The sequence below is a fragment of the Pseudomonas sp. DTU_2021_1001937_2_SI_NGA_ILE_001 genome, from assembly GCF_032463525.1.
Lineage (GTDB): Bacteria > Pseudomonadota > Gammaproteobacteria > Pseudomonadales > Pseudomonadaceae > Aquipseudomonas.
The window spans coordinates 3,666,496-3,687,717 of record NZ_CP135971.1 but is presented as its reverse complement, the minus strand read 5'-3'; the positions used below and the strand labels follow the sequence as shown (position 1 = coordinate 3,687,717).

Genomic DNA, 21,222 nt, shown 5'->3' with positions numbered 1-21,222 from the left:
GTTGCAGGAGTTCAGCCGTTCTGGCGAATACCCGCTACCAGCCAGGGTTGGTTGTCGCCCTGGGCGCGTTCCATGTTCCAGCTTTCGCTGAAGGCTTCACCCTTGTCGAAGCGCGAGGTCTTGGCCACGCCGGTGAAGGTCAGGGTGGCGATGGTGCGGTCTGCACGATCTTCCACGCCGTCGAGCTGCACCTGCAGGTCATCGATGTAGGTGGACTGGAAGCCATCACCCTGTTCAGCGCGTTCCTTCTTCAGGAACTGCAGCATGTTCGGGGTGACGAATTCGCCGATCTTGTCCATCTCATTGGCGTCCCAGTGCTGTTGCAGGGCCTGGAAATGCTCACGGGCGGCTTCCAGGAAGCGCTGCTCGTTGAACCAGGCTGGTGCGTTGATGACCGGCGCGGCAGCGGCGGCAGGAGCGGCCGAGCCGAAGATCGGGTTGCTGGCAGGCTGGGCGTTTTCACGCTGGTAAGGCGCACCGGCACCGGCCATGTTCGGCTGTTGCTGCTGCATGCGACGACGCGCGATGAAACGGAAGATCAGGAAGGCGATCAGGCCGATGATCAGGAAGTCGAACAGCTGCATGCCGTCGAAGCCGTCACCCATGAACGTGGCAGCCAGCAGGCCGCCGGCTGCGATACCGGCGAGCGGGCCGAGCCAGCGCGAAGCGCCGCTGGCGGCAGGGGTCGGACGAGCGGCCGCGTTGGGGGCCGCTGCCGGAGTGGACGGTGCGGCCTGGCGGGTCTGGTGGACTGGCGCCGAACCGCTGCTCTTGCCACCGCCGAAACGCGCGGCGTTGGCGTCCAGGCTCAGCGTCAGGCTGAGGCACAGAGCCATGGCGATGCTCAGAAAACGTTGCATAAGGGGATTTCCGTTATTGTGGATTGCACGCGCGTCATGTTGCACAGGGTGCAGGCGAATGGCTAGCGCAGGTATGTTTCGAGCTTTTGCATGAAGGCTGGCGCAGGCGCGAAGGCTGTTGCGCCTGCGCCAGCCATGTATCAGAGGGGTTCGAGCTTGGCGTAGCCCATCATCAGCCACTTGCTGCCTTCGGCGAAGTTGACCTGTACCCGGGCCTGGGCACCGGCGCCCTCGAAGTTGAGGATGGTGCCTTCGCCGAACACGGCATGCATGACCCGCTGGCCCAGGCTGAAGCTGGTTTCCGGGATGCCGGTGCCGTCGAACAGGCGGCTGTCGTGAGGTTTCGACGCGCCGCCGAAAGGCCGGCTGACGCTGTTGGACAGGCGCACTTCCTGCACCAGCCCCGGCGGAATTTCGCGCACGAAACGCGACACCTTGTTATAGGTCTCGCTGCCATACAGCCGACGGGTTTCGGCGTAGGTCAGCACCAGGCGCTGCATGGCGCGGGTGATGCCGACATACGCCAGGCGCCGTTCCTCTTCCAGGCGGCCAGGTTCTTCCAGGCTCATCTTGTGCGGGAACAGGCCTTCTTCCATACCCACCATGAACACCTGCGGGAATTCCAGGCCTTTGGCGCTGTGCAGGGTCATCAGCTGGATGCTGTCTTCGTGCTCGTCAGCCTGGGCGTCGCCGGCCTCCAGCGAGGCGTGGCTGAGGAACGCCGCCAGGGGCGACAGGTCTTCTTCATCCTCGCTGTTTTCGAAGTTGCGCGCGGCGCTGACCAGTTCCTCGAGGTTTTCCACCCGGGCCTGGCCTTTCTCGCCTTTTTCCTGCTGGTGATAGTCGATCAGGCCGGTCTGCTCGATGACGGTCTGGGTCATCAGGTGCAGCGGCATGTCCATGACCTTGGCAGCCAGGTTCTCGATCAGCTCGATGAAGCCGTTCAGGGCACTGGCGGCGCGGCCGGTCACGCCCTTGTTGGTCACCAGCAGGCCCATGGCTTCCCACATCGACAGGCCGCTGTGGCGAGCGTGTTCGCGGATCGCCTCGACGGTTTTCTCGCCGATGCCGCGGGTCGGCACGTTGATCACCCGTTCCAGGGCGGCGTCGTTGCCACGGCCTTCGAGCAGGCGCAGGTAGGCCATGGCGTTCTTGATCTCGGCGCGTTCGAAGAAGCGCTGGCCACCATAGATGCGGTAAGGAATGCGCTCGCGCAGCAGGGCCTCTTCGAGCACCCGCGACTGGGCGTTGGAACGATAGAGGATGGCGATTTCGCTACGCGACAGGCCGGTCTTCAGCGCGCTCTCGATGGTCTCGACCACGTAGCGGGCTTCGTCGTGCTCATTGAACGCGGCATACAGGCTGATCGGCTCGCCGTCGCCGCCGTCGGTCCACAGTTCTTTGCCCAGGCGCCCGCTGTTGTTGACGATCAGGCCGTTGGCCGCCTTGAGGATGCTGGCCGTGGAACGGTAGTTCTGTTCCAGGCGAATGACCTCAGTGTCGGGGAAGTCGCTGGAATACTGCTGGATGTTCTCGATGCGTGCGCCGCGCCAGCCGTAGATGGACTGGTCGTCGTCGCCCACCACCATCAGGCTGTCGCCGCCGCGCGCCAGCAGGCGCAGCCAGGCGTACTGCACGGCGTTGGTGTCCTGGAACTCGTCGACCAGCACATGGCGGAAGCGCCGCTGGTAGTGCGCCAGCAGGCTGGGATGGTCGCGCCACAGGTCCAGGGCGCGCAACAGCAGCTCGGAGAAGTCGATGACCCCGGCGCGCTGGCAGGCGACCTCGTAGGCCTCGTAGATGCTGCGCATGGTCATCAGGAACAGGTCGCCGCTGGCCTGGATATGCTGCGGGCGCAGGCCTTCGTCCTTTTGGCCGTTGATGAACCACTGGGCCTGGCGGGCCGGCCACTTCTGCTCGTCCAGGCCCAGCTCGCGGATCACCCGCTTGACCAGGCGCTGCTGGTCGTCGCTGTCGAGGATCTGGAAGGTCTGCACCAGCCCCGCTTCCTGCCAGTGCGCGCGCAGCAGCCGATGGGCCAGGCCGTGGAAGGTGCCGACCCACATGCCGGCCGGGCTGATACCGATCAGCTGCTCGATGCGGTGGCGCATCTCGGCGGCGGCCTTGTTGGTGAAGGTCACCGACAGGATCGAATGCGGCGAGGCCTGTTCGACCTGCATCAGCCAGGCGATGCGGTGCACCAGCACGCGGGTCTTGCCAGAGCCGGCGCCGGCCAGGACCAACTGACGACCCACGGGCGCGGCTACGGCCTGGCGCTGGGCGTCGTTGAGGGAATTGAGCAAAAGGGAGAGGTCGTCATGCATGGGGCAGCATTCTAGGCCCCTCGTTGATGCCGGGCAAACTGGCCGCACCCTGGGTGCGGTAAAAAGCGTCTGGCTGGCAAACGATTGCCTGGCGGCCAGCCTCGAACGTTAACGCGGCGAACTGTCTGGGGCAGGCCTGTCAGCCGATCACGGGGCAGAATATTTCTGCGCGGTGCTGTTTGGTATGGCCCGGCGCTTGTGTATGCTCCGCACACGCTCAAGGCTCTTTAATATCAACAAGAACGACGCCATGACCCATCGCTTCGACCCGCGTGATGCATCCGGCATGCGCCGCCGGGACATTCGCCGACATTACGCCCCGCAACTCGAGGTAGAGCGCACACGCTTGCTCTACCAGGGCTCGCTGTTGCCCACCCTGTGCATGTTCATCAATGGCCTGATCTGCGCCTGGCTGCTCTGGAGCCCGGAGCGTGGCTGGCAGGTGGGCGTGTGGCTGGTCTGGCTGACGGCGCTGGTCGCCCTGCGCCTGGTGCAGGTCAGCGCGTTCAACGCTGCAGCGCCCGAACGTCAGGCCCTGCCGATATGGCGTTATCGCTTCTTGGCTGGCGCGCTGGTCAGCGGCCTGACGCTGGCCTGTGCGGCGATGCTGCTGGTGCCGGTGGCCAATTTCGAACAGCAGGCCTGGGTGTTCGGCATGATCGGCGTGGCGACCCTGTCGGCCAGCGTGGCCTATGCCGTCAGCCTGATGGCGTTCCTGACGTTCAGCCTGTCTTCGCTGCTGCCGCCGATCCTCTATCTGTTCTTCGGCCATGACATTCCGGTGCGCGGCTGGGGCTGGATGGGGCTTATTCTGCTGCCAGCGCTGATGATCGTCGCCCTGCAGGTCAACCGCCTGATCCGGCGCAGCCTGGTGCAGCGCTTCCAGAACCAGGCGCTGATCGAGCACCTGCAGCACGCCCAGCAGCGTAGCGAGCTGCTCAATGAAGAGCTGGCCAGGGAAATCGAGCAGCGCCGCCAGGCCGAGCGGCGCCTGCGCAAGGCCCAGGCGGGCCTGGAGGATCGTGTGGAGCAGCGCACCCGCGAGCTGGAGCAGGCGCGCCAGGACTTGAACAAGAGCCCGCCGCCCCTGGCGGCCGCGGTGTTCGCCGCCGCCAACGAGGGGATCGTGATTTTCGACCCGCAGTACCGGATCCTCACGGTCAACCAGGCCTTCAGCCGGGTTTCCGGCTACAGCCAGGAAGAGCTGGTGGGGCGCCAGGTGATCGACATCGCCAGCAGCCGCGATGCACGGCGAAACTTCGCGGCCATTCGCCAGGCCCTGGAGGAAACCGGGCACTGGCAAGGCGAGCTGGTCGAGGCACGCAAGAGCGGCGAGCTGTACCCGCAATGGCTGCAGTTGAACCTGGTGCACGACAGTGAAGGAAACCCCAGTCATATCGTGGGTTTCTTCACCGATCTGTCGGACAAGCGCGAATCGGAAGAGCGCCTGCGCTACCTGGTGCACTTCGACGAACTGACCGGGCTGGCCAACCGCTCGCTGTTCCGTGAGCGGCTCAACCAGGCCAGCCAGCGCAGCCGGCAGGGCAACCGCAGCCTGGCGCTGCTGCACATCGACCTGGACCGCTTCAAGCTGCTCAACGACAGCCTGGGCCATGAAGTGGCCGACCAACTGTTGCAGCAGGTGGCACGCCGCCTGCGCAGTGCGTTGCCCGAAGCCGACACCATCGCCCGGTTGTCGGGTGATGAATTCGCCGTGCTGTTCGACACCTATGCCAACCTCTCCAGCCTGGCACGGGTGGCCAGCCGCATGCTGAACAAGCTGCACGTGCCGGTGCAGGTGGCCGGGCATGAACTGGTGATCAGCGCCTCGGTGGGCATCAGCCTGATGCCGGATTCGGCACGTGACGTCACCACCCTGGCCAGCCAGGCGAACATGGCGATGAAACATGCCAAGCATCTGGGCGGCAATAACTTCCAGTTCTTCACCGAGAGTCTGCAGGCCAGCAACCTGGAGCGCCTGCAGCTGGAGATCCAGCTGCGCAAGGCCATCGAAGACCGGCAATTGCGGGTGTTCTACCAACCGCGGCTGAGCCTTGAAACCGGCAGCATGGAAGCCGTCGAAGCGCTGGTGCGCTGGCATCATCCGGAGCGCGGCATGGTACCGCCCGGCGATTTCATCGGCCTGGCCGAGGAAACCGGGCTGATCGGCGCCATCGGTGAGTTCGTGTTGCGCGAGGCTTGTCGGCAGGCCTGTGAGTGGAGCCAGCAGGGCCTCAAGCCGATCCGCGTGTCGGTCAACCTGTCGGTCTACCAATTGCGTCAGGGCAAGCTGGTCACCCTGGTGCGCCAAGTGCTGGAAGAGAGCGGGCTGGACCCGCATCGCCTGGAGCTGGAGCTGACCGAAAGTCAGCTGCTCGACAGCGTCGAATACATCATCGCCACCTTCCAGCAGCTGCGTGACTTGGGCGTGAAACTGGCGATCGATGACTTCGGCACCGGCTATTCATCGCTGAGCTACCTCAAGCGCTTTCCGGTGGATTACGTGAAGATCGACCAGACCTTCATTCGGGGCCTGGACGAAGGCTCGGGCGATGCGGCGATCATTCAGGCGATCATCGCCATGGCCCACAGCCTGGGCCTGAAAGTGGTGGCCGAAGGCGTGGAACAACAGACCCAGCTGGAGTTTCTCAAGCTGCAAGGCTGCGACGAAGTACAGGGCTATCTGATCAGCCGGCCGGTCGAAGCCCAGGCCATTACCCACACTATAGGCTTGCAGGGCTGAACCTGAGCGGCGTATTGGCCTGCCTGGCGCGTTTCGCTGGGCGGGCCGCAGGTCATGTAGTATAACTACAAGCTTGCTACACACTTGCCACCGCTTTCCTGACCGAGTCCAGCCTGTGAATCTGCTGCAACACATCGCCCAGTCCCGTAACCTGCTGCGCAAGTCGGAGCTCAAGGTCGCCGACCACGTGCTGCTCGACCCGGCGGCTGTGATGCACAGCTCCATGGCCGATCTGGCGCACAGCGTCGGTATCAGCGAGCCGACCATCGTGCGGTTCTGCCGGGCCATCGGTTGCTCGGGGTTCCAGGACCTCAAGCTCAAGCTGGCACAGAGCCTGGCCGCCGGTGCCAGCTTCGGCCAGTTCGCCATCCATGAAGACGATTCGGTGGCCGACTACAGCCTGAAGATCTTCGACACCACCCTGCACACCCTGATGGAAGTGCGCGAGCACCTCGACCCGCACGCCCTGCAACTGGCGGTCACGGCGCTGGCCGGTGCCAACCGCGTGGAGTTCTACGGCTTCGGGGCTTCCGGTGCAGTGGCGGCCGATGCCCAGCACAAGTTCTTCCGCCTGCTGCTCAACGCGGCTGCCTATTCCGACCCGCACATGCAGGCCATGTCGGCGGTCACCCTCAAGCCGGGTGACGTGGCGGTGTGCATTTCCCAGTCCGGACGTTCCAAGGACCTGCTGATCAGCGCCAACATGGTCCGCGAAAGCGGCGCCACGCTGATCACCCTCTGCCCAAGCCAGACACCGCTGGCCGAGCTGTCGACCATCAACCTGGCCATCGACGTGCATGAAGACACCGAAATCTACACGCCGCTGACTTCGCGTATCGCCCACCTGGTGGTCATCGATGTGCTGGCCATGGGCGTGGCCATGGCGCGCGGGCCGAGCCTGGTCAACCACCTCAAGAGCGTCAAGCGCAGCCTGCGCAGTCTTCGCCTGTCGCCCAAGTCGATCAAGCCTCACGACGATTGAGCGGCGATCCTCGGCGACTCCCGAGGAAATTTCATCGTTCGGTCATTTTCCTGCCGTCGTTGTGTCACGGCCGCCGCCCATGCTGAAGCTCCCGCACAACGTACTGGGAGACAGGTAATGGCTCGGCACTACGATGATCTGCACAACAGCGCGGCGAAGACTCGCCGTCAGCAGGAAGACCAGCGGCGCATGGCGTTTCGGCGCGCCATCGAGAGTTACACGGAAGAGCGCCGCCTGAACCAGGAACTGTCCGACTACATCGACGACATTCCCGATGAGGTCTGGCAGGTCAGCCGCTTCTCGGCCGACCGTCGAAGCGCTCGGCCAGCCGGCTGATCTGCGCCCGCTCGGTGCGGATGAAGCCCAGGAAGGCGTGGGCCACCGGCGACAACCGCTTGTCCCGCCCCTGAACCACGCACCAGCTGCGATACAGCGGCAATTCGGCCACCGGCAGTTCCTTCAGGGTGCCGGCGGCCAATTCGGCGCTCACCGCGTGCCGGGTCAGCATCGCCAGGCCCAGGCCGGCCACCACGCATTCGCGCTGCGCCTCGCTGGATGACACCTCCAGCGTCTGGCCGAAATGCACGCGCTTCTCCTTGAAATATTCCTCGCAGGCCCGGCGTGTTCCGGAACCGTTCTCGCGAATCAGCAACGGCCAGGGCTCCAGATCCTTGAGGGTCAGCGCTGGCTGCGCGCACAACGGGTGTTCGGCAGGCGCCACGGCAACGATGGGGTTGTTGAGAAACGGCATGAACTCCAGGCCCATGTCCTGGGGGACCATGGACATCACCACCAGATCGTCGCGGTTGTCCGACAGGCGCCGGATCACCTGGGCGCGGTTGACCACCGCCAGAGCCAGGCTGACCTCCGGGTACTGGCGCTTGAAGGCGGCGAACAGGTGCGGGATGAAATACTTGCAGCTCGACTCGATGGCCAGTTTCAGTTGCCCCTGCAACGAGCCCTGCAGGTCGGAAAGCTGCATGTCCAGGCTCTCCAGGCGGCCGAAGATGTCGCGGCTGGCGTGGCGCAGCGCCTCGGCGGTCTCGGTGAGGTAGAGCTTCTTGCCGACGTACTCGAACAGCGGCTGGCCGAGCAGTTCTTCCAGCTGGCGAATCTGCAGGCTGACCGCCGGCTGGGTCAGGGACATTTCCTCGGCGGCGCGACTGTAGGACCGCAGATCGCACACCTCGTTGAAGATCCTCAATTGACGCAATGTCATACGCATCAATGACTTACGCATTTACCACCGCTCCCTCCCCAAGACCTGAAAGTCGACTATAAGCTTTTACTTATGCTTCACCCAATTTTTACTGATTTTTGTTAATCACTGATCCGGAATAGGGTGTCCCTGCGTCGACGCATCAGCTGTGCTGTTACAACAACAAAGCGACGACTGCCCGGCCAAGGCCGCGCAGTCCAGTACCGCCGGCCAGCCCGGCAGGTCTGAATCAATGGTCGAGGAAAAGCCAGTGATCAAGAAAATCCTGATCGCCAACCGTGGAGAGATTGCCGTCCGTATCGTGCGCGCCTGCGCCGAAATGGGCATTCGCTCGGTGGCGATCTATTCGGACGCTGACCGGCATGCCCTGCATGTCAAACGCGCCGACGAGGCCTACAGCATTGGCGCCGAGCCGCTCGCCGGTTATCTGAACCCGCGCAAGCTGGTGAACCTGGCTGTGGAAACCGGTTGCGATGCCCTGCATCCGGGTTATGGCTTCCTCTCGGAAAACGCCGAACTGGCAGAAATCTGCGTCGAACGCGGGATCAAGTTCATCGGCCCGGCGCCGGACGTGATCCGTCGCATGGGCGACAAGACCGAAGCCCGGCGCAGCATGATCAAGGCCGGTGTGCCGGTGACCCCAGGCACCGAAGGCAACGTGGCCGACATCGAAGAGGCCCTGGTCGAAGGCGACCGCATCGGCTACCCGGTGATGCTCAAGGCCACTTCCGGCGGCGGCGGTCGCGGCATTCGCCGCTGCAACAGCCGCGAGGAGCTGGAACAGGCGTTTCCCCGGGTAATCTCCGAAGCCACCAAGGCCTTCGGCTCGGCGGAAGTGTTCCTGGAAAAGTGCATCGTCAATCCCAAGCACATCGAGGCGCAGATCCTCGGCGACAGCTTCGGCAACGTCGTGCACCTGTTCGAGCGTGACTGCTCGATCCAGCGTCGCAACCAGAAGCTCATCGAGATCGCCCCCAGCCCGCAGCTGACCCCCGAGCAGCGTGCCTATGTCGGCGACCTGGCGGTGCGCGCCGCCAAGGCGGTGGGTTACGAGAACGCCGGCACCGTGGAGTTCCTGCTCGCCGAGGGCGAGGTGTACTTCATGGAAATGAACACCCGCGTGCAGGTGGAGCACACCATCACCGAAGAGATCACCGGCATCGACATCGTGCGTGAGCAGATCCGCATCGCCTCGGGCCTGCCGCTGTCGATCAAGCAGGAAGACATCATCCATCGCGGCTTCGCCCTGCAGTTCCGTATCAACGCCGAAGACCCGAAGAACAACTTCCTGCCCAGCTTCGGCAAGATCACCCGTTACTACGCCCCCGGCGGCCCCGGCGTGCGCACCGACACGGCGATCTACACCGGCTACACCATCCCGCCGTACTACGACTCGATGTGCCTGAAGCTGATCGTCTGGGCCTTGAGCTGGGAAGAAGCCATGGACCGCGGCCTGCGGGCGCTGGACGACATGCGCGTGCAGGGGGTGAAGACCACCGCCGCCTATTACCAGGAAATCCTGCGCAACCCCGAGTTCCGCACGGGCCAGTTCAACACCAGCTTCGTCGAAGCACACCCGGAACTGACCAATTACTCGATCAAGCGCAAACCCGAAGAGCTGGCCCTGGCCATCGCCGCCGCCATCGCCGCCCACGCAGGCTTATGAACGCAGCTGCAAGCGTTGAGCGGCAAGCTGCAAGGTGAAGCAGATCGGCTTTTTCTTGCGGCTTCTGGCTTGAGGCTTGCCGCTACGAGGAGAGAATAATGTCCAAGAAAATCTTTGTTACCGACACCATCCTGCGTGACGCCCACCAGTCGCTGTTGGCCACCCGCATGCGCACCGAAGACATGCTGCCGATCTGCGACAAGCTCGACAAGGTCGGCTACTGGTCGCTGGAAGTCTGGGGCGGCGCGACTTTCGACGCCTGTGTGCGCTTCCTCAAGGAAGACCCATGGGAGCGCCTGCGCCAGCTGCGCGCCGCGCTGCCCAACACCCGCCTGCAGATGCTCCTGCGCGGCCAGAACCTGCTGGGCTACCGGCATTACAGCGACGACGTGGTCAAGGCCTTCGTCGCCAAGGCGGCGGTCAACGGCATCGACGTATTCCGTATCTTCGACGCGATGAACGACGTGCGTAACCTGCGCGTGGCCATCGAAGCGGTGAAGGCCGCCGGCAAGCACGCCCAGGGCACCATTGCCTACACCACCAGCCCGGTGCATACCATCGATGCCTTCGTGGCCCAGGCCCGGCAGATGGAAGCCATGGGCTGCGACTCGGTGGCGATCAAGGACATGGCCGGCCTGCTGACCCCCTTCGCCACCGGCGAGCTGGTCAAGGCCCTGAAGGCCGAGCAGTCGCTGCCGGTGTTCATCCATTCCCACGACACCGCCGGCCTGGCCGCCATGTGCCAGCTCAAGGCCGTGGAAAGCGGCGCCGACCACATCGACACGGCGATTTCCAGCTTCGCCTGGGGCACCAGCCACCCCGGCACCGAATCCATGGTCGCGGCGTTGAAGGGCACCGAGTTCGACACCGGCCTGGACCTGGAACTGTTGCAGGAGATCGGCCTGTACTTCTACGCGGTGCGCAAGAAGTACCACCAGTTCGAGAGTGAATTCACCACCGTGGACACCCGCGTGCAGGTCAACCAGGTGCCAGGCGGGATGATTTCCAACCTGGCCAACCAGCTCAAGGAGCAGGGTGCGCTGAACCGCATGAGCGAAGTGCTGGCCGAGATCCCACGGGTGCGCAAGGACCTGGGTTACCCGCCGCTGGTCACCCCGACGTCGCAGATCGTCGGTACCCAGGCGTTCTTCAACGTTCTGGCCGGTGAGCGCTACAAGACCATCACCAACGAAGTGAAGCTGTACCTGCAGGGCGGCTACGGCAAGGCACCGGGCCAGGTGGACGAGCAACTGCGCCGCCAGGCCATCGGCAACGAAGAGTTGATCGACGTGCGCCCGGCCGACCTGCTGAAACCGGAAATGGCCAAGCTGCGCGCCGACATCGGGGCCCTGGCGCAATCCGAGGAAGACGTACTGACCTACGCGATGTTCCCGGACATCGGGCGCAAGTTCCTCGAAGAGCGCGCCGCCGGCACCCTGACCCCGGAAGTGCTGCTGCCGATTCCGGAGGCCGGGGGTGTGGCCAGGGCCGGGGGCGAGGGCGTACCGACCGAGTTCGTCATCGACGTGCACGGCGAGACCTACCGTGTGGACATCACCGGCGTCGGGGTCAAGGCCGAGGGCAAGCGTCACTTCTACCTGTCCATCGATGGCATGCCGGAAGAAGTGGTGTTCGAACCACTCAACGAGTTCGTCGGGGGTGGGGCCAGCAAGCGCAACCAGGCCAGCGCGCCGGGCCATGTGAGCACCACCATGCCAGGCAACATCGTCGATGTGCTGGTCAAGCAAGGCGACACGGTCAAGGCCGGCCAGGCGGTGCTGATCACCGAGGCGATGAAGATGGAGACCGAAGTGCAGGCGGCCATCGCTGGCAAGGTCGTGGCCATCCACGTGGCCAAGGGCGACCGCGTCAACCCGGGCGAGATCCTGGTGGAGATCGAAGGCTGAGCCTGACGCACCGATTCAACGATTAACCTCATTGGGGAGCTTGGGCTCCCCTTTTTTTACCTGCCTAAATGGCTCGGTAGGAGCGGCTTTAGCCGCGAAAGCGCCAGGAAATTCACTGCATCTGTTGTGAACAGGCGGTCGCTTCGCGGCTGAAGCCGCTCCTACCCGGTCTAAGTGAACAGTGTTGGCGTCTTCTATGAACAGGAGGGCTTCGCGGCCAAAGCCGCTTCCACCCGACTTGCTTCTGGCTGCTTACAAGGGCTAGCGACAGGCTTCCAGCGTGTGCACCTGCTGGCCATCGACGAAGTTGTCGGCGGCCAGCCAGCGTTCGAAGGCCTGGCGCAGCGCTAGCCATTCGCTGTCGAGGATCGAGAACCAGGCGGTGTCGCGGTTTTGGCCCTTGACCACCATGTGCTGGCGGAACGTGCCCTCGAAGCGGAAGCCGAAGCGCTCGGCGGCGCGCAGCGAGCGGGTGTTGTGGGCATTGCACTTCCATTCCAGGCGGCGATTGCCGAGGTCGAAGGCTTCCCGGGCCAGCAGGTAGATGGCCTCGGTGCCCTTGGGCGTGCGCTGCATGGCGGCGCCGAAGGTCACGTGGCCGATTTCGATACGCCCCTGGGCCGGCACGATGGACATCAGGCTGATCATGCCTTCTGCCTTGCCCGTGACAGCGTCTAGCACCGTGTAGAACCACGGGTCGGTGCTGGTGGCGTGGCGTGCCAGCCAGGTATCGAACTCGTCACGGGCCTCGAAAGGTCCATATGGCAGGTAGTCCCAGAGCTTTTCATCCGCCCCCGGCCCTTGCAGGACGCGCCACAGGTCATCGGCATGGGCGGCCGGGTCGAGCTTTTCCAGGCGGATGAAGCGGCCGGCCAGGGGCCGCGAGGAGGGCAGGGTGGCGGGTTGCCAATGCAGCAGCGAGTCGGACATGGGGGCTTTCCTGTTCAGAACGTCTTGCGAAATTGAATGAAACCGCCGCGCTCGGCAACCTGCTCGTAGAGGCGGATCGCCGTGGCGTTGGTTTCGTGGGTCAGCCAGTGGACCTTGTGGCTGCCGTGCTCGGCGGCGCCGGCATACACGTACTCGATCAGTTGACGACCTACACCGTTGCCACGCTGGCCAGGGGCGACGAACAGGTCCTGCAGGTAGCAGGAATCCTCGATGCTCCAGTTGGAACGATGGAAGATGAAGTTGACCATGCCCACCGCCTGGCCATCGACCCAGGCCAGAGCGGCGTGGGTCGGTTCGTGTTCATCGAGCATCCGTTGCCAGGTGCTGGCCGTTACCTCGTCGGCCAGCCGGGTTTCGTAGAAATGCAGGTAGGCCTGCCACAAGGCCAGCCACTGGGCGTAGTCGGCGGCGCTGACAGGGCGGATCTGGACAGTGTTCATAAGGGCTCCTGGGGGCTCATCAGTTGAGCGAGTCGTTGGTCTTGTGGGTCGTGGCTGGCGGCCAGGCCTGCGCGCACGCCGGCGATATCCGCCGCGTCGCGGTTCTGGCTGAGCTTGCGCTTGCCCTGCAGGCGATCGATGGGCAGGGCGAAGCCGACGATGGCGCCGAGCATCTTGTCGATGTATTCATCCGCAGCGTCGTCGATGGACCAGGGCTGCGCACGTCCGGCCTCGTGCCGTTCGGTCAGGGCGCCCAGCAGCTCACGCAGCCCGCTGCTGTCATCGATCAGTCGGGGCCGACCGTAAGCGTGCACGGCGAGGTAGTTCCAGGTCGGCACGACCTTGCCGTGCTCGGCCTTGGAGGGATAGAACGACGGGCTGACGTAGGCGTCTTCGCCAGCGAACACCACCAGCACCTCGGCCTCGGCGTTCAGGTCGCGCCATTGCGGGTTGCCTTTGGCCAGATGCCCGTAAAGCGTGCCGCAGGGACCTTCGTTGCGGCGCAGCAGCAGCGGCAGGTGGGTGGCCTGCAGACCCTGGCTGCCCTGGGTGACCAGCAGCGCCAGGCGGCAGCGTTCGATCAGTTGCCACTGGCTGTACTGGTCGGTGTCGCGAAAAGCGGTGGGTGTATACATGAACGATCCCCTTGGCGTCTGCGAGCATCCTAGGCAGGCTATTGGTTCTTTGTAAGAACCACTTAAGAGTCATTCGAAGGAGCCAATTCAATGACCGGCGTGCCCCTGTTTCCTTTCGACCCGGCCGGTATCCAGCTCGACCGCCGCCAGGGCCTGAGCCGCCAGCTGTACCAGGCCTTGCGCGCTCGGATTCTCGATGGCCGCCTGGTCGGGGGCACGCGTCTGCCGGCCAGCCGCGATCTGGCGGAGGCACTGGGGATTTCGCGCAATACGGTGATGCGTGCCTACGACCAGTTGTATGCGGAGGGCTTCACCGAAGGCCGGGTCGGGGCCGGTACCTATGTGGCCCAATTACCGGAGCAGACCTCAGCAGACGCTTCGCATGGGAAGTTACCCACAAAAGTGTCCACAGGGTTGCCAACAGGGTTATCGACAGGTTTATCCACAAATTGCGTCAAAAAACCGCTTTTTCAGGACGACGAAGTTATCCACAGCGAAGCCTTGACGCGGGTTCGGCGCTACGGCCTCCAGGGGCCACTCGAGGGCGCGCCACGTGCATTCCGGGTCGGAATTCCGGCCTTCGATCTGTTTCCCTTCGCCACATGGGGCAAGCTGTACGGGGCTTTTTGGCGAAAACCCGATCTGTCTCGGCTGGGTTATGCCGATCCGGCCGGGGACAGTCGCCTGCGCGAGCTCATTGCGGTGTATCTGCGCACCTCACGGGGCCTTACATGCACCGCTGAGCAAATTGTGATCACCAACGGTGCGCAGCAGGCCATCAGCCTTTGTGCACAATTGCTCCTCGACCCCGGTGATGCCGTGGCTGTGGAAAACCCCGGCTATCGGGCGGCAGCACATGCCTTCGCGATTGCCGGTGCACGGCTGCAGGGCATGCCGTTGGACGACGAGGGCATGGCCTGCACGCGGCTGGAGGCGGCGGGCTGTCGGCTGGCCTATGTCACGCCCTCGCATCAGTACCCCACAGGCGTGGTAATGAGCCTGGCCCGACGCCTGGAACTGCTCGACTGGGCGCGGCGCACGGGGGGCTGGGTGATCGAGGACGACTACGACGGCGAGTACCGGTACAGCGGCGCGCCGCTGGCCCCATTGGCGGCCCTGGATGCCGAGGCGCGGGTTTTGTATATCGGCACCTTCGGCAAGGTGGCGTTTCCGGCCTTGCGCCTGGGTTACCTGGTGTTGCCGCCGGCGCTGGTCGAGCCGTTCAGCCAACGTCGGGCACTGGACATGCGTCATTCGGAGGTCGTATCGCAGGTGGTGATGGCCCAGTTCATGGCCCAGGGACATTTCCAGCGGCACATCCGCCGCATGCGCCGGGCCGCCCTGAGCCGCCGCGATGCATTGCTGGCCGGCTGGCCGCAGGACCTGCCCGGCTGTGCGCCGATGCCGCGCGTGGTGGCCGGCCTGCATGTCGCGCTCAAGGTCGACAGCCATGCGCGCGAACAGGCGCTGGTGAGCCAGGCGGCGGCCGTGGGCGTGGAAATCACGCCGTTGAGCAGCTATTGGCTGCCGGACTCGCCGCTGCCGGTGGATGAGCGCGCCGGGTTGGTGCTGGGATTCGCCGGGGTGGCCGAGCCCGATATCACTGCAGCCCTGCAGCGCCTGCGCCAGGCCTGGCAGTGCGATTGACCGGCCTGGCGCTTTATACTCGGCGGTCTTCTGTCTCCGGTTGGGTAATCGATCATGAGTAATCCTCTTGCAGCCAGTTCCGGGCGGCGCCTTGGCGCACCCCTGGCTGCCTTGTTTCTGTTGTTGATGGGTACCCAGTTCCTGTTGCTCAGTGTCGGCATGCGCCAGGTCATGCTGTTGCTGGTCGGCGCGGCCCTGGGTGTGACCCTGTATCACGCGGCTTTCGGCTTCACCTCGGCTTGGCGAGTGTTCATTCTCGAACGCCGCGGCGCCGGGCTGCGGGCGCAGATGGTGATGCTGGCCATCGCCGTGCTGCTGTTCTTCCCGACCCTGGCTTCCGGCACACTGTTCGGCCAGCCGGTCAACGGGCTGGTGGCACCAGCCGGCGTGTCGGTGATCGTCGGCGCGTTCATTTTCGGCATCGGCATGCAGCTGGGTGGAGGCTGTGCCTCTGGCACGCTGTTCACCGCCGGCGGCGGCAATGCCCGTATGCTGGTGACCCTGGCGTTCTTCATCCTTGGCTCGCTGATCGCCACGCACCACGTGCACTGGTGGTTCGCCCTGCCTTCGCTGCCGGCCACCTCCATGGTCAAGAGCCTCGGCTGGCTGCCGGCGCTGGTGCTCAACCTGGCGATCTTCGGCCTGATCGCCTGGGTCAGCGTGCGCCTGGAAAAGCGCCGCCACGGCCAGCTCGAAGCGCCGGTCAGCAGTGAGCATCGCGGCTGGCGGCGTGTGCTGCGGGGGCCGTGGATCCTGGTCTGGGGGGCCGTGGCCCTGGCGCTGCTGAACTACCTGACCCTGGCCTTGGCCGGTCGCCCGTGGGGCATCACCTCGGCGTTTGCCCTGTGGGGGGCGAAACTGGCCACTGGCATGGGGGTGGATGTCGCCAGCTGGCCGTTCTGGCAGAGCGCCGGTAACGCCAAGGCCCTCGCCGCGCCGGTATGGCAGGACATCACCAGCGTCATGGACATCGGCATCATGCTCGGTGCCCTGCTGGCCGCCGGGTTGGCCGGACGTTTTGCGCCGAACCTGGATATCCCCACCCGCTCGCTGGTGGCGGCGGTGATCGGCGGCCTGTTGCTGGGCTACGGCTCGCGGCTGGCCTATGGCTGCAACATCGGCGCGTACTTCAGCGGCATCGCCTCGGGCAGCCTGCATGGCTGGCTGTGGCTGGTCGCGGCCTATCTGGGCAATTGCATCGGCGTGGCACTGCGCCCGGTATTCTTTCCCGGCGAGCGCCGCCAGACGGTGCTGAGCGGCTGCTGAAACGTAACAGCCGTTGAACCATTCGCGACACGGGGATCAAACCCCTTGCTGTCGCGAAGTGGTTGGCACGGCCACTTCGCTCCTTAACAGACGAGGTGGCCCTGTGCAGAAAACGATCCTTTCCAAGCTCAGGTTCCTGAGCAAGACCTTTGGTTACGTTGGCTGGTCGCTGTTCTGGCTGTTGATCTGGGACGTCATCGTCACCGTCGATTTCATGCTGTTCCTCGACTACAAATATTCCTTCCCGGCCATGCCGCTGACCCTGCTGGGCTCGGCGCTGGTGGTGCTCACCAGCTTCCGCAATTCCAGTGCCTACAACCGCTGGTGGGAGGCGCGCACCTTGTGGGGCGCGCTGGTCAACAACTCGCGCAGTTTCGCCCGCCAGGTGCTGACCCTCATCGACGGCGACAGCAATCCGGTCAAGGCGACCCTGCTGCGTCGCCATGTGGCCTACGTCAAATGCCTGTCGGCACACCTCAAGGGTGACACCTGCGGCGCCGAGGTGCAGGAACTGATCTCGGCCGATGAATTCGAGCGTCGCCACCAGACCAACAATTTTCCCAACGACCTGCTGAGCATCTCGGCGTTGCTGGTGGCCCAGGAATACGAGGCCGGCCGCCTGGACAGCATCCGCCTGGCGCGGATCGAGTCGACCCTGGTGGATATCTCCAACTGCCAGGGCGGCATGGAGCGTATCGCCAACACGCCGTTGCCCTATCCCTATGTAGCCTTCCCGCGGCTGTTCATCACGCTGTTCTGCCTGATCGTGCCTATCGGCCTGGTGGAAACCCTTGGCTGGTTCACCCCGCTGGCGTCCACGGTCGTGGGCTTCATGCTGCTGGCCATCGAGAAGATCGGCACCGACCTGCAGAGCCCGTTCCGCACCAGCGAGCATGAAATCCAGATGAAGGCCCTGTGCGAGAACATTGAACGCAACCTGGATTCGATGCTGCGCTTCACCGAAATCGAGCGTCGCATCCGCTGACCGTGCAGGCCTGGTGTCGGCGTTGAACCCCTGGCAGGCGGGCCGATCAGATGCGCATTGGATGAATCAGGAGCCAGCCATGACGGACCAGCCTGTTTACAGCGTGGAAAGCGAAGATCCGGAACTGCAACGGGCGGTCGCTGCCGCCCGGTCGACCTTCAAGTTTTTCTATCGCGAGCTGTCCTGGGAGTACCGGCGGATCATACCGGCGCTGGACATGGCGGCGGTGAAGGTCGCGTTTCCGGTCGAGCTGGCGGGCCCGGACGAGCCGAGTGTGGAGAACATGTGGGTCTCGAACATCGAGTTCGACGGGCAGACCCTGCGTGGCGTGCTGCTCAACGAGCCGCACTGGGTCCACTCGCTGCAGGCCGGGGACCCGGTAAGTGTGCCCTTCACGGACCTCGTCGACTGGATGTACGTGTGCGCCGGCCAGGTGTATGGCGGCTTCACCGTCGATGTGATGCGCAGTGGCATGGATGACCCGGCGCGTGCCGAGCATGATGCGGCCTGGGGTCTGGCGTTCGGCGAGCCTGGGTTCGTTGTGCTGGCGATGCCGGAAGCCGATGGGGCTCCCCTGCGGCTGGCCAGGCATCTGGAGGGCGTGGCCGAGCGTGCGGCGTTGGCCGACCTGGAACGCTGCGAGCACCCGATGGCGGTCAATACGCAGGCCGATATCGACGCCGGGCTGGCCCAGGATCCGAGTCTGGTCAACCAATACGACGACACCGAAAGCTCCTACCTGCATCGTGAAGCGCTGGCCGGCAATCATGGGTTCGCGGCTGCATTGCTGCGCCATGGTGCCGATCCGCTGGCGACCGACAGCAACGGACGCACGCCGCTGCAGCTGGCTCAGCGTATCGGTTGGCCACGCATTGTGGAATTGCTGGAAGGTCGTGGCGCACGGCTGCATTGAGCGATGCGGGAGCAGAGAGCCACCTGCGCCGCCGGGTGAACCGGCGGGCAGGGGATCAGGAGGGGCGTTGCGTGTTGCTCAGCGCAGCTCGCCGCACAGGTCGAGTTCCACCAGGTGGCGGACCTCATCGAGTGGCAGGCCGGAGCCCAGCAGGGCTTGCAACTTGCCCAGCGCGGTTTCACGGGTCATGCCACCGCCGGACAGTACACCGGCACCGCGCAGGCGGCTGCCGGCTTCGTAGATGTCCAGATCGACACCGCCCTGGTGACACTGGGTGATGGCCACGACCACCACGCCTTTGCCATGTGCCCGCTCCAGGCTGGCGAGGAACTGCGGATCATCGCTGGGGCCGGTGCCGCTGCCGAAGCATTCCAGCACCAGGCCCTGGATGCCGCTGTCGACCAGGCTGTCGATCTGCGCGGTGCCCAGGCCGGGAAACAGCGGCAGTACGCCGATTTTCGCTTCGCTGCGTGGCTCGCGGTAATCCAGGGGGGCAGGCAGCAGACCCACCGGCTCGCCGCCGCGCAGACGTTGCAGCGCGGCGAACGGATGACGACCGAAGCTGCGGATCTTCGCGCAACGGGTCGGGTCCAGTTGCTCGCCATGGAAGAACAGGTGCACACCCGCTGGCAGGCCTTGTCCCAGCGCCTGCAGGGCGCCGTTGACGTTTTCCCAGGCATCGCTGTCAGGCACGCCGGCCGGCAGCATCGAGCCGGTGAATACCACCGGTGCCGGCAGGCCCAGCAGCTGGAAACTCAAGGCCGCTGCGCTGTAGGCCAGGGTGTCGGTGCCGTGCAGAACCAGCACTGCGTCGCAGCCCTGGTCCACCGCTTCGATGATGGCCTCGCGCAGGCGCAGCCAGTAGCCGGGGTTCATGTTGGCGCTGTCGATCAGCGGAGCCATTTCGCGGAAACGCCACTCCGGCACCATCAGGTCTGGTTGCGCGGCCAGCTGTTCGGCCAGTCGCGCTTCGAAGCCTGACGCCGGGACCAGGCCGTTGGCACTGGCCTGCATGCCGATGGTGCCGCCGGTGTAGAGAACCATCACGCGCTGAGCGGGTGAGTGAAGTTCATGCGTCATGGTTCTTATCCTTATCACTGGCGGGTTGCGGGTTAACGGGCGCTGGGTACGGTTTCGGCTGCATCACCAGCCTTGCCTTGAGCCTGCTGGGCAGGCCGAGCTGGCCAGGCGTTGCGGTCCAGGTCCAGGTCGGCGAACTTGGCCGAGTCGAACACTGGGGTCTTGATGCCGGCCTTACGCTGCGCATCGTAGTCTTGCAGGATGCGCTTGGCGACCTTGAACAGCAGCGCCAGGGCGATCAGGTTGACGAAGGCCAGGCAGGTCATGGTGATGTCGGCGAAGGCGAACACGGTATTCAGGTCGACCATCGCACCCCACAGGATCAGCACCAGCACGAAGATGCGGTAGCCGACGATGGCCTTCATCTTCTCGCCCACCAGGAAGCGCAGGCTGTTTTCGCCCAGGTAGTAGTTGTAGAGGATCGAAGTGAACACGAACAGCGCCAGGGCCACGCTGATGAAGATCCGACCCCAGTCACCGACCACGGCGGCCAGCGAGTTCTGCGCCAGGACGATACCGTTGCCGTCGTAGTTGATGTCGTAGATGCCCGACAGCAGGATCAGCAGCGCGGTGCAGGTGCAGATCACGAAGGTGTCGAGGAATACGCTGAAGGCCTGGACCACGCCTTGCGCGACCGGGTGCTCGACTTCGGCGACGGCGGCCACGTTCGGCGCACTGCCCAGGCCGGCTTCGTTGGCGAACACGCCGCGCTTCACGCCCATGACCACGGCGCTGCCCAGCAGGCCGCCGTATACAGGGTCGAGGCCGAAGGCGCTCTTGACGATGGTCAGCAGCATGCCGGGAACATGGTCGATCTGGATGGCGATCACGTACAGGGTCACGCCGATGTAGATCAGCGTCTTGACCGGTACCAGCAGGTCGGAGATCGCCGCGATGCGCTTGATGCCGCCGACGAAGGCCAGGCCCAGCAGGGTGACCAGGCAGATGCCGGTGATGGTCTTGTCGAAGCCAAAGGCGCTGTTCAGCGAGTCGGTCACCGCATGGGACTGCAGGCCGTTGAAGGCGAAGCCGAAGGTCACCAGCAGCAGGACCGCCATGACCATGCCCAGGCCGCGATTGCCCAGGCCGTGCTGGATGTAATACGACGGGCCACCACGATACTGGCCTTCGGAGTCCTTGCGCTTGTAGAGCTGCGCGAGGGCACATTCAATGAAGCTGCTGGACATCCCGACCAGGGCGGTGACCCACATCCAGAACACCGCACCCGGACCGCCGATGGTCACGGCGATACCGACACCAGCGATGTTACCGGCACCGACGCGGCCGGCCAGGCTCAGCATCAATGCCTGGAACGAACTCAACTGGCCGGAGCTGCTGCGCAGGCTGTCGCGAAATACCGCGAACATGTGCGCAAAGTGACGGAATTGCACGAAGCGCGAACGCAGGGTGAAGTATCCACCCAGGCCGACGATGAGTACGATCAGCACCCTTCCAGACAGGTCATTGAAAAATTCCAGCATCTTATTATTGCCTCGCAATTTTTGAGGGGGCGCACTATACCGATGCATTCACGCAGCGTCTTCTGCCGTTTTCTTGTGTCACGCAGAATTCATGTACGACTGTCGAGCGTCTGCGCCTGTATC

Annotated in this window: 17 protein-coding genes; 9 read left to right on the top strand and 8 right to left on the bottom strand. The window is 64.3% G+C overall.

The window, feature by feature from the left end; translation table 11 throughout:
* Nucleotides 1–11 precede the first annotated feature (11 nt).
* Nucleotides 12–860 carry a Tim44 domain-containing protein gene (locus RRX38_RS15840; RefSeq protein ID WP_315959866.1) on the bottom strand — a complete coding sequence of 283 codons (849 nt, stop codon included), beginning with the start codon at nucleotides 858–860 and terminating at the stop codon, nucleotides 12–14.
* Nucleotides 861–1,000: 140 nt separating this feature from the next.
* Nucleotides 1,001–3,184, bottom strand: coding sequence for a DNA helicase II (uvrD, locus tag RRX38_RS15835; RefSeq protein WP_295471787.1), 2,184 nt, complete (start codon nucleotides 3,182–3,184; stop codon nucleotides 1,001–1,003).
* Nucleotides 3,185–3,434: 250 nt separating this feature from the next.
* Between uvrD and RRX38_RS15830 the strand changes: the two genes are divergently transcribed.
* From RRX38_RS15830 to RRX38_RS15820, 3 genes are all read left to right on the top strand, one after another.
* Nucleotides 3,435–5,927, top strand: coding sequence for a putative bifunctional diguanylate cyclase/phosphodiesterase (locus RRX38_RS15830; protein ID WP_295471785.1), 2,493 nt, complete (start codon nucleotides 3,435–3,437; stop codon nucleotides 5,925–5,927).
* A 115-nt stretch (nucleotides 5,928–6,042) separates the two neighbouring features.
* Complete coding sequence (hexR, locus tag RRX38_RS15825; protein WP_295471782.1) at nucleotides 6,043–6,909, top strand: transcriptional regulator HexR; 867 nt, start codon at nucleotides 6,043–6,045, stop codon at nucleotides 6,907–6,909.
* 117 nt (nucleotides 6,910–7,026) lie between these two features.
* Nucleotides 7,027–7,245, top strand: a complete 219-nt coding sequence (locus tag RRX38_RS15820; protein ID WP_295471780.1) for a PA3496 family putative envelope integrity protein — start codon at nucleotides 7,027–7,029, stop codon at nucleotides 7,243–7,245.
* On the opposite strand, the gene RRX38_RS15815 is transcribed toward RRX38_RS15820, so the two are convergent.
* Nucleotides 7,199–8,149: a LysR family transcriptional regulator gene (locus RRX38_RS15815; RefSeq protein ID WP_295471777.1), complete on the bottom strand. Its 951-nt coding sequence runs from the start codon at nucleotides 8,147–8,149 to the stop codon at nucleotides 7,199–7,201. The genes RRX38_RS15820 and RRX38_RS15815 overlap by 47 nt on opposite strands.
* 229 nt (nucleotides 8,150–8,378) lie before the next feature.
* Between RRX38_RS15815 and RRX38_RS15810 the strand changes: the two genes are divergently transcribed.
* The gene (locus tag RRX38_RS15810) at nucleotides 8,379–9,794 is read left to right on the top strand and encodes an acetyl-CoA carboxylase biotin carboxylase subunit (protein ID WP_315959865.1); all 1,416 of its coding nucleotides are present in this window, start codon (nucleotides 8,379–8,381) and stop codon (nucleotides 9,792–9,794) included.
* A gap of 98 nt (nucleotides 9,795–9,892) precedes the next feature.
* Nucleotides 9,893–11,701: a sodium-extruding oxaloacetate decarboxylase subunit alpha gene (gene oadA, locus RRX38_RS15805; protein WP_295471773.1), complete on the top strand. Its 1,809-nt coding sequence runs from the start codon at nucleotides 9,893–9,895 to the stop codon at nucleotides 11,699–11,701.
* 261 nt (nucleotides 11,702–11,962) lie between these two features.
* On the opposite strand, the gene RRX38_RS15800 is transcribed toward oadA, so the two are convergent.
* Genes RRX38_RS15800 through RRX38_RS15790 form a run of 3 tightly spaced genes read right to left on the bottom strand, consistent with a single transcriptional unit; the run spans nucleotide 11,963 to nucleotide 13,727 of the window.
* The gene (locus tag RRX38_RS15800) at nucleotides 11,963–12,631 is read right to left on the bottom strand and encodes a GNAT family protein (protein WP_315959864.1); all 669 of its coding nucleotides are present in this window, start codon (nucleotides 12,629–12,631) and stop codon (nucleotides 11,963–11,965) included.
* A 14-nt stretch (nucleotides 12,632–12,645) separates the two neighbouring features.
* Nucleotides 12,646–13,092 carry a GNAT family N-acetyltransferase gene (locus tag RRX38_RS15795; protein ID WP_315959863.1) on the bottom strand — a complete coding sequence of 149 codons (447 nt, stop codon included), beginning with the start codon at nucleotides 13,090–13,092 and terminating at the stop codon, nucleotides 12,646–12,648.
* Nucleotides 13,089–13,727, bottom strand: a complete 639-nt coding sequence (locus RRX38_RS15790; protein ID WP_315959862.1) for an FMN-binding negative transcriptional regulator — start codon at nucleotides 13,725–13,727, stop codon at nucleotides 13,089–13,091. Before RRX38_RS15790 ends, RRX38_RS15795 begins: the two co-directional genes overlap by 4 nt.
* A 90-nt stretch (nucleotides 13,728–13,817) precedes the next feature.
* On the opposite strand from RRX38_RS15790, the gene RRX38_RS15785 reads away from it, so the two are divergent.
* From RRX38_RS15785 to RRX38_RS15770, 4 genes are all read left to right on the top strand, one after another.
* Nucleotides 13,818–15,374, top strand: a complete 1,557-nt coding sequence (locus tag RRX38_RS15785; protein WP_315959861.1) for a PLP-dependent aminotransferase family protein — start codon at nucleotides 13,818–13,820, stop codon at nucleotides 15,372–15,374.
* Nucleotides 15,375–15,428: 54 nt separating this feature from the next.
* On the top strand, nucleotides 15,429–16,640 hold the full coding sequence (locus tag RRX38_RS15780; protein WP_315959860.1) for a YeeE/YedE family protein: 1,212 nt from the start codon (nucleotides 15,429–15,431) through the stop codon (nucleotides 16,638–16,640).
* Between the two features lie 103 nt (nucleotides 16,641–16,743).
* Nucleotides 16,744–17,625, top strand: coding sequence for a bestrophin family protein (locus RRX38_RS15775; protein ID WP_315959859.1), 882 nt, complete (start codon nucleotides 16,744–16,746; stop codon nucleotides 17,623–17,625).
* Nucleotides 17,626–17,704: 79 nt separating this feature from the next.
* Nucleotides 17,705–18,538 (top strand): DUF2314 domain-containing protein, encoded by an 834-nt coding sequence (locus RRX38_RS15770; RefSeq protein WP_315959858.1) that lies wholly within the window; start codon nucleotides 17,705–17,707, stop codon nucleotides 18,536–18,538.
* Nucleotides 18,539–18,616: 78 nt separating this feature from the next.
* Here RRX38_RS15770 and RRX38_RS15765 read toward each other — a convergent pair whose 3' ends face one another.
* Both RRX38_RS15765 and RRX38_RS15760 read right to left on the bottom strand, forming a co-directional pair.
* Nucleotides 18,617–19,618, bottom strand: a complete 1,002-nt coding sequence (locus RRX38_RS15765) for an asparaginase (protein ID WP_315959857.1) — start codon at nucleotides 19,616–19,618, stop codon at nucleotides 18,617–18,619.
* A 32-nt stretch (nucleotides 19,619–19,650) separates the two neighbouring features.
* Nucleotides 19,651–21,099 carry an alanine/glycine:cation symporter family protein gene (locus RRX38_RS15760; RefSeq protein WP_315959856.1) on the bottom strand — a complete coding sequence of 483 codons (1,449 nt, stop codon included), beginning with the start codon at nucleotides 21,097–21,099 and terminating at the stop codon, nucleotides 19,651–19,653.
* Nucleotides 21,100–21,222: the final 123 nt, after the last annotated feature.

Excerpts from the sequence above, each read along its gene's own strand:
- RRX38_RS15770 (WP_315959858.1), top strand. The coding sequence starts at position 17,705 with ATGACGGACCAGCCTGTTTACAGCGTGGAAAGCGAAGATCCGGAACTG.
- oadA (WP_295471773.1), top strand. The coding sequence starts at position 9,893 with ATGTCCAAGAAAATCTTTGTTACCGACACCATCCTGCGTGACGCCCAC.
- uvrD (WP_295471787.1), bottom strand. The coding sequence starts at position 3,184 with ATGCATGACGACCTCTCCCTTTTGCTCAATTCCCTCAACGACGCCCAG.
- RRX38_RS15765 (WP_315959857.1), bottom strand. The coding sequence starts at position 19,618 with ATGACGCATGAACTTCACTCACCCGCTCAGCGCGTGATGGTTCTCTAC.
- RRX38_RS15820 (WP_295471780.1), top strand. The coding sequence starts at position 7,027 with ATGGCTCGGCACTACGATGATCTGCACAACAGCGCGGCGAAGACTCGC.
- RRX38_RS15795 (WP_315959863.1), bottom strand. The coding sequence starts at position 13,092 with ATGAACACTGTCCAGATCCGCCCTGTCAGCGCCGCCGACTACGCCCAG.
- RRX38_RS15830 (WP_295471785.1), top strand. The coding sequence starts at position 3,435 with ATGACCCATCGCTTCGACCCGCGTGATGCATCCGGCATGCGCCGCCGG.
- RRX38_RS15780 (WP_315959860.1), top strand. The coding sequence starts at position 15,429 with ATGAGTAATCCTCTTGCAGCCAGTTCCGGGCGGCGCCTTGGCGCACCC.
- RRX38_RS15800 (WP_315959864.1), bottom strand. The coding sequence starts at position 12,631 with ATGTCCGACTCGCTGCTGCATTGGCAACCCGCCACCCTGCCCTCCTCG.
- RRX38_RS15790 (WP_315959862.1), bottom strand. The coding sequence starts at position 13,727 with ATGTATACACCCACCGCTTTTCGCGACACCGACCAGTACAGCCAGTGG.
- RRX38_RS15840 (WP_315959866.1), bottom strand. The coding sequence starts at position 860 with ATGCAACGTTTTCTGAGCATCGCCATGGCTCTGTGCCTCAGCCTGACG.
- RRX38_RS15815 (WP_295471777.1), bottom strand. The coding sequence starts at position 8,149 with ATGCGTAAGTCATTGATGCGTATGACATTGCGTCAATTGAGGATCTTC.
- RRX38_RS15760 (WP_315959856.1), bottom strand. The coding sequence starts at position 21,099 with ATGCTGGAATTTTTCAATGACCTGTCTGGAAGGGTGCTGATCGTACTC.
- RRX38_RS15785 (WP_315959861.1), top strand. The coding sequence starts at position 13,818 with ATGACCGGCGTGCCCCTGTTTCCTTTCGACCCGGCCGGTATCCAGCTC.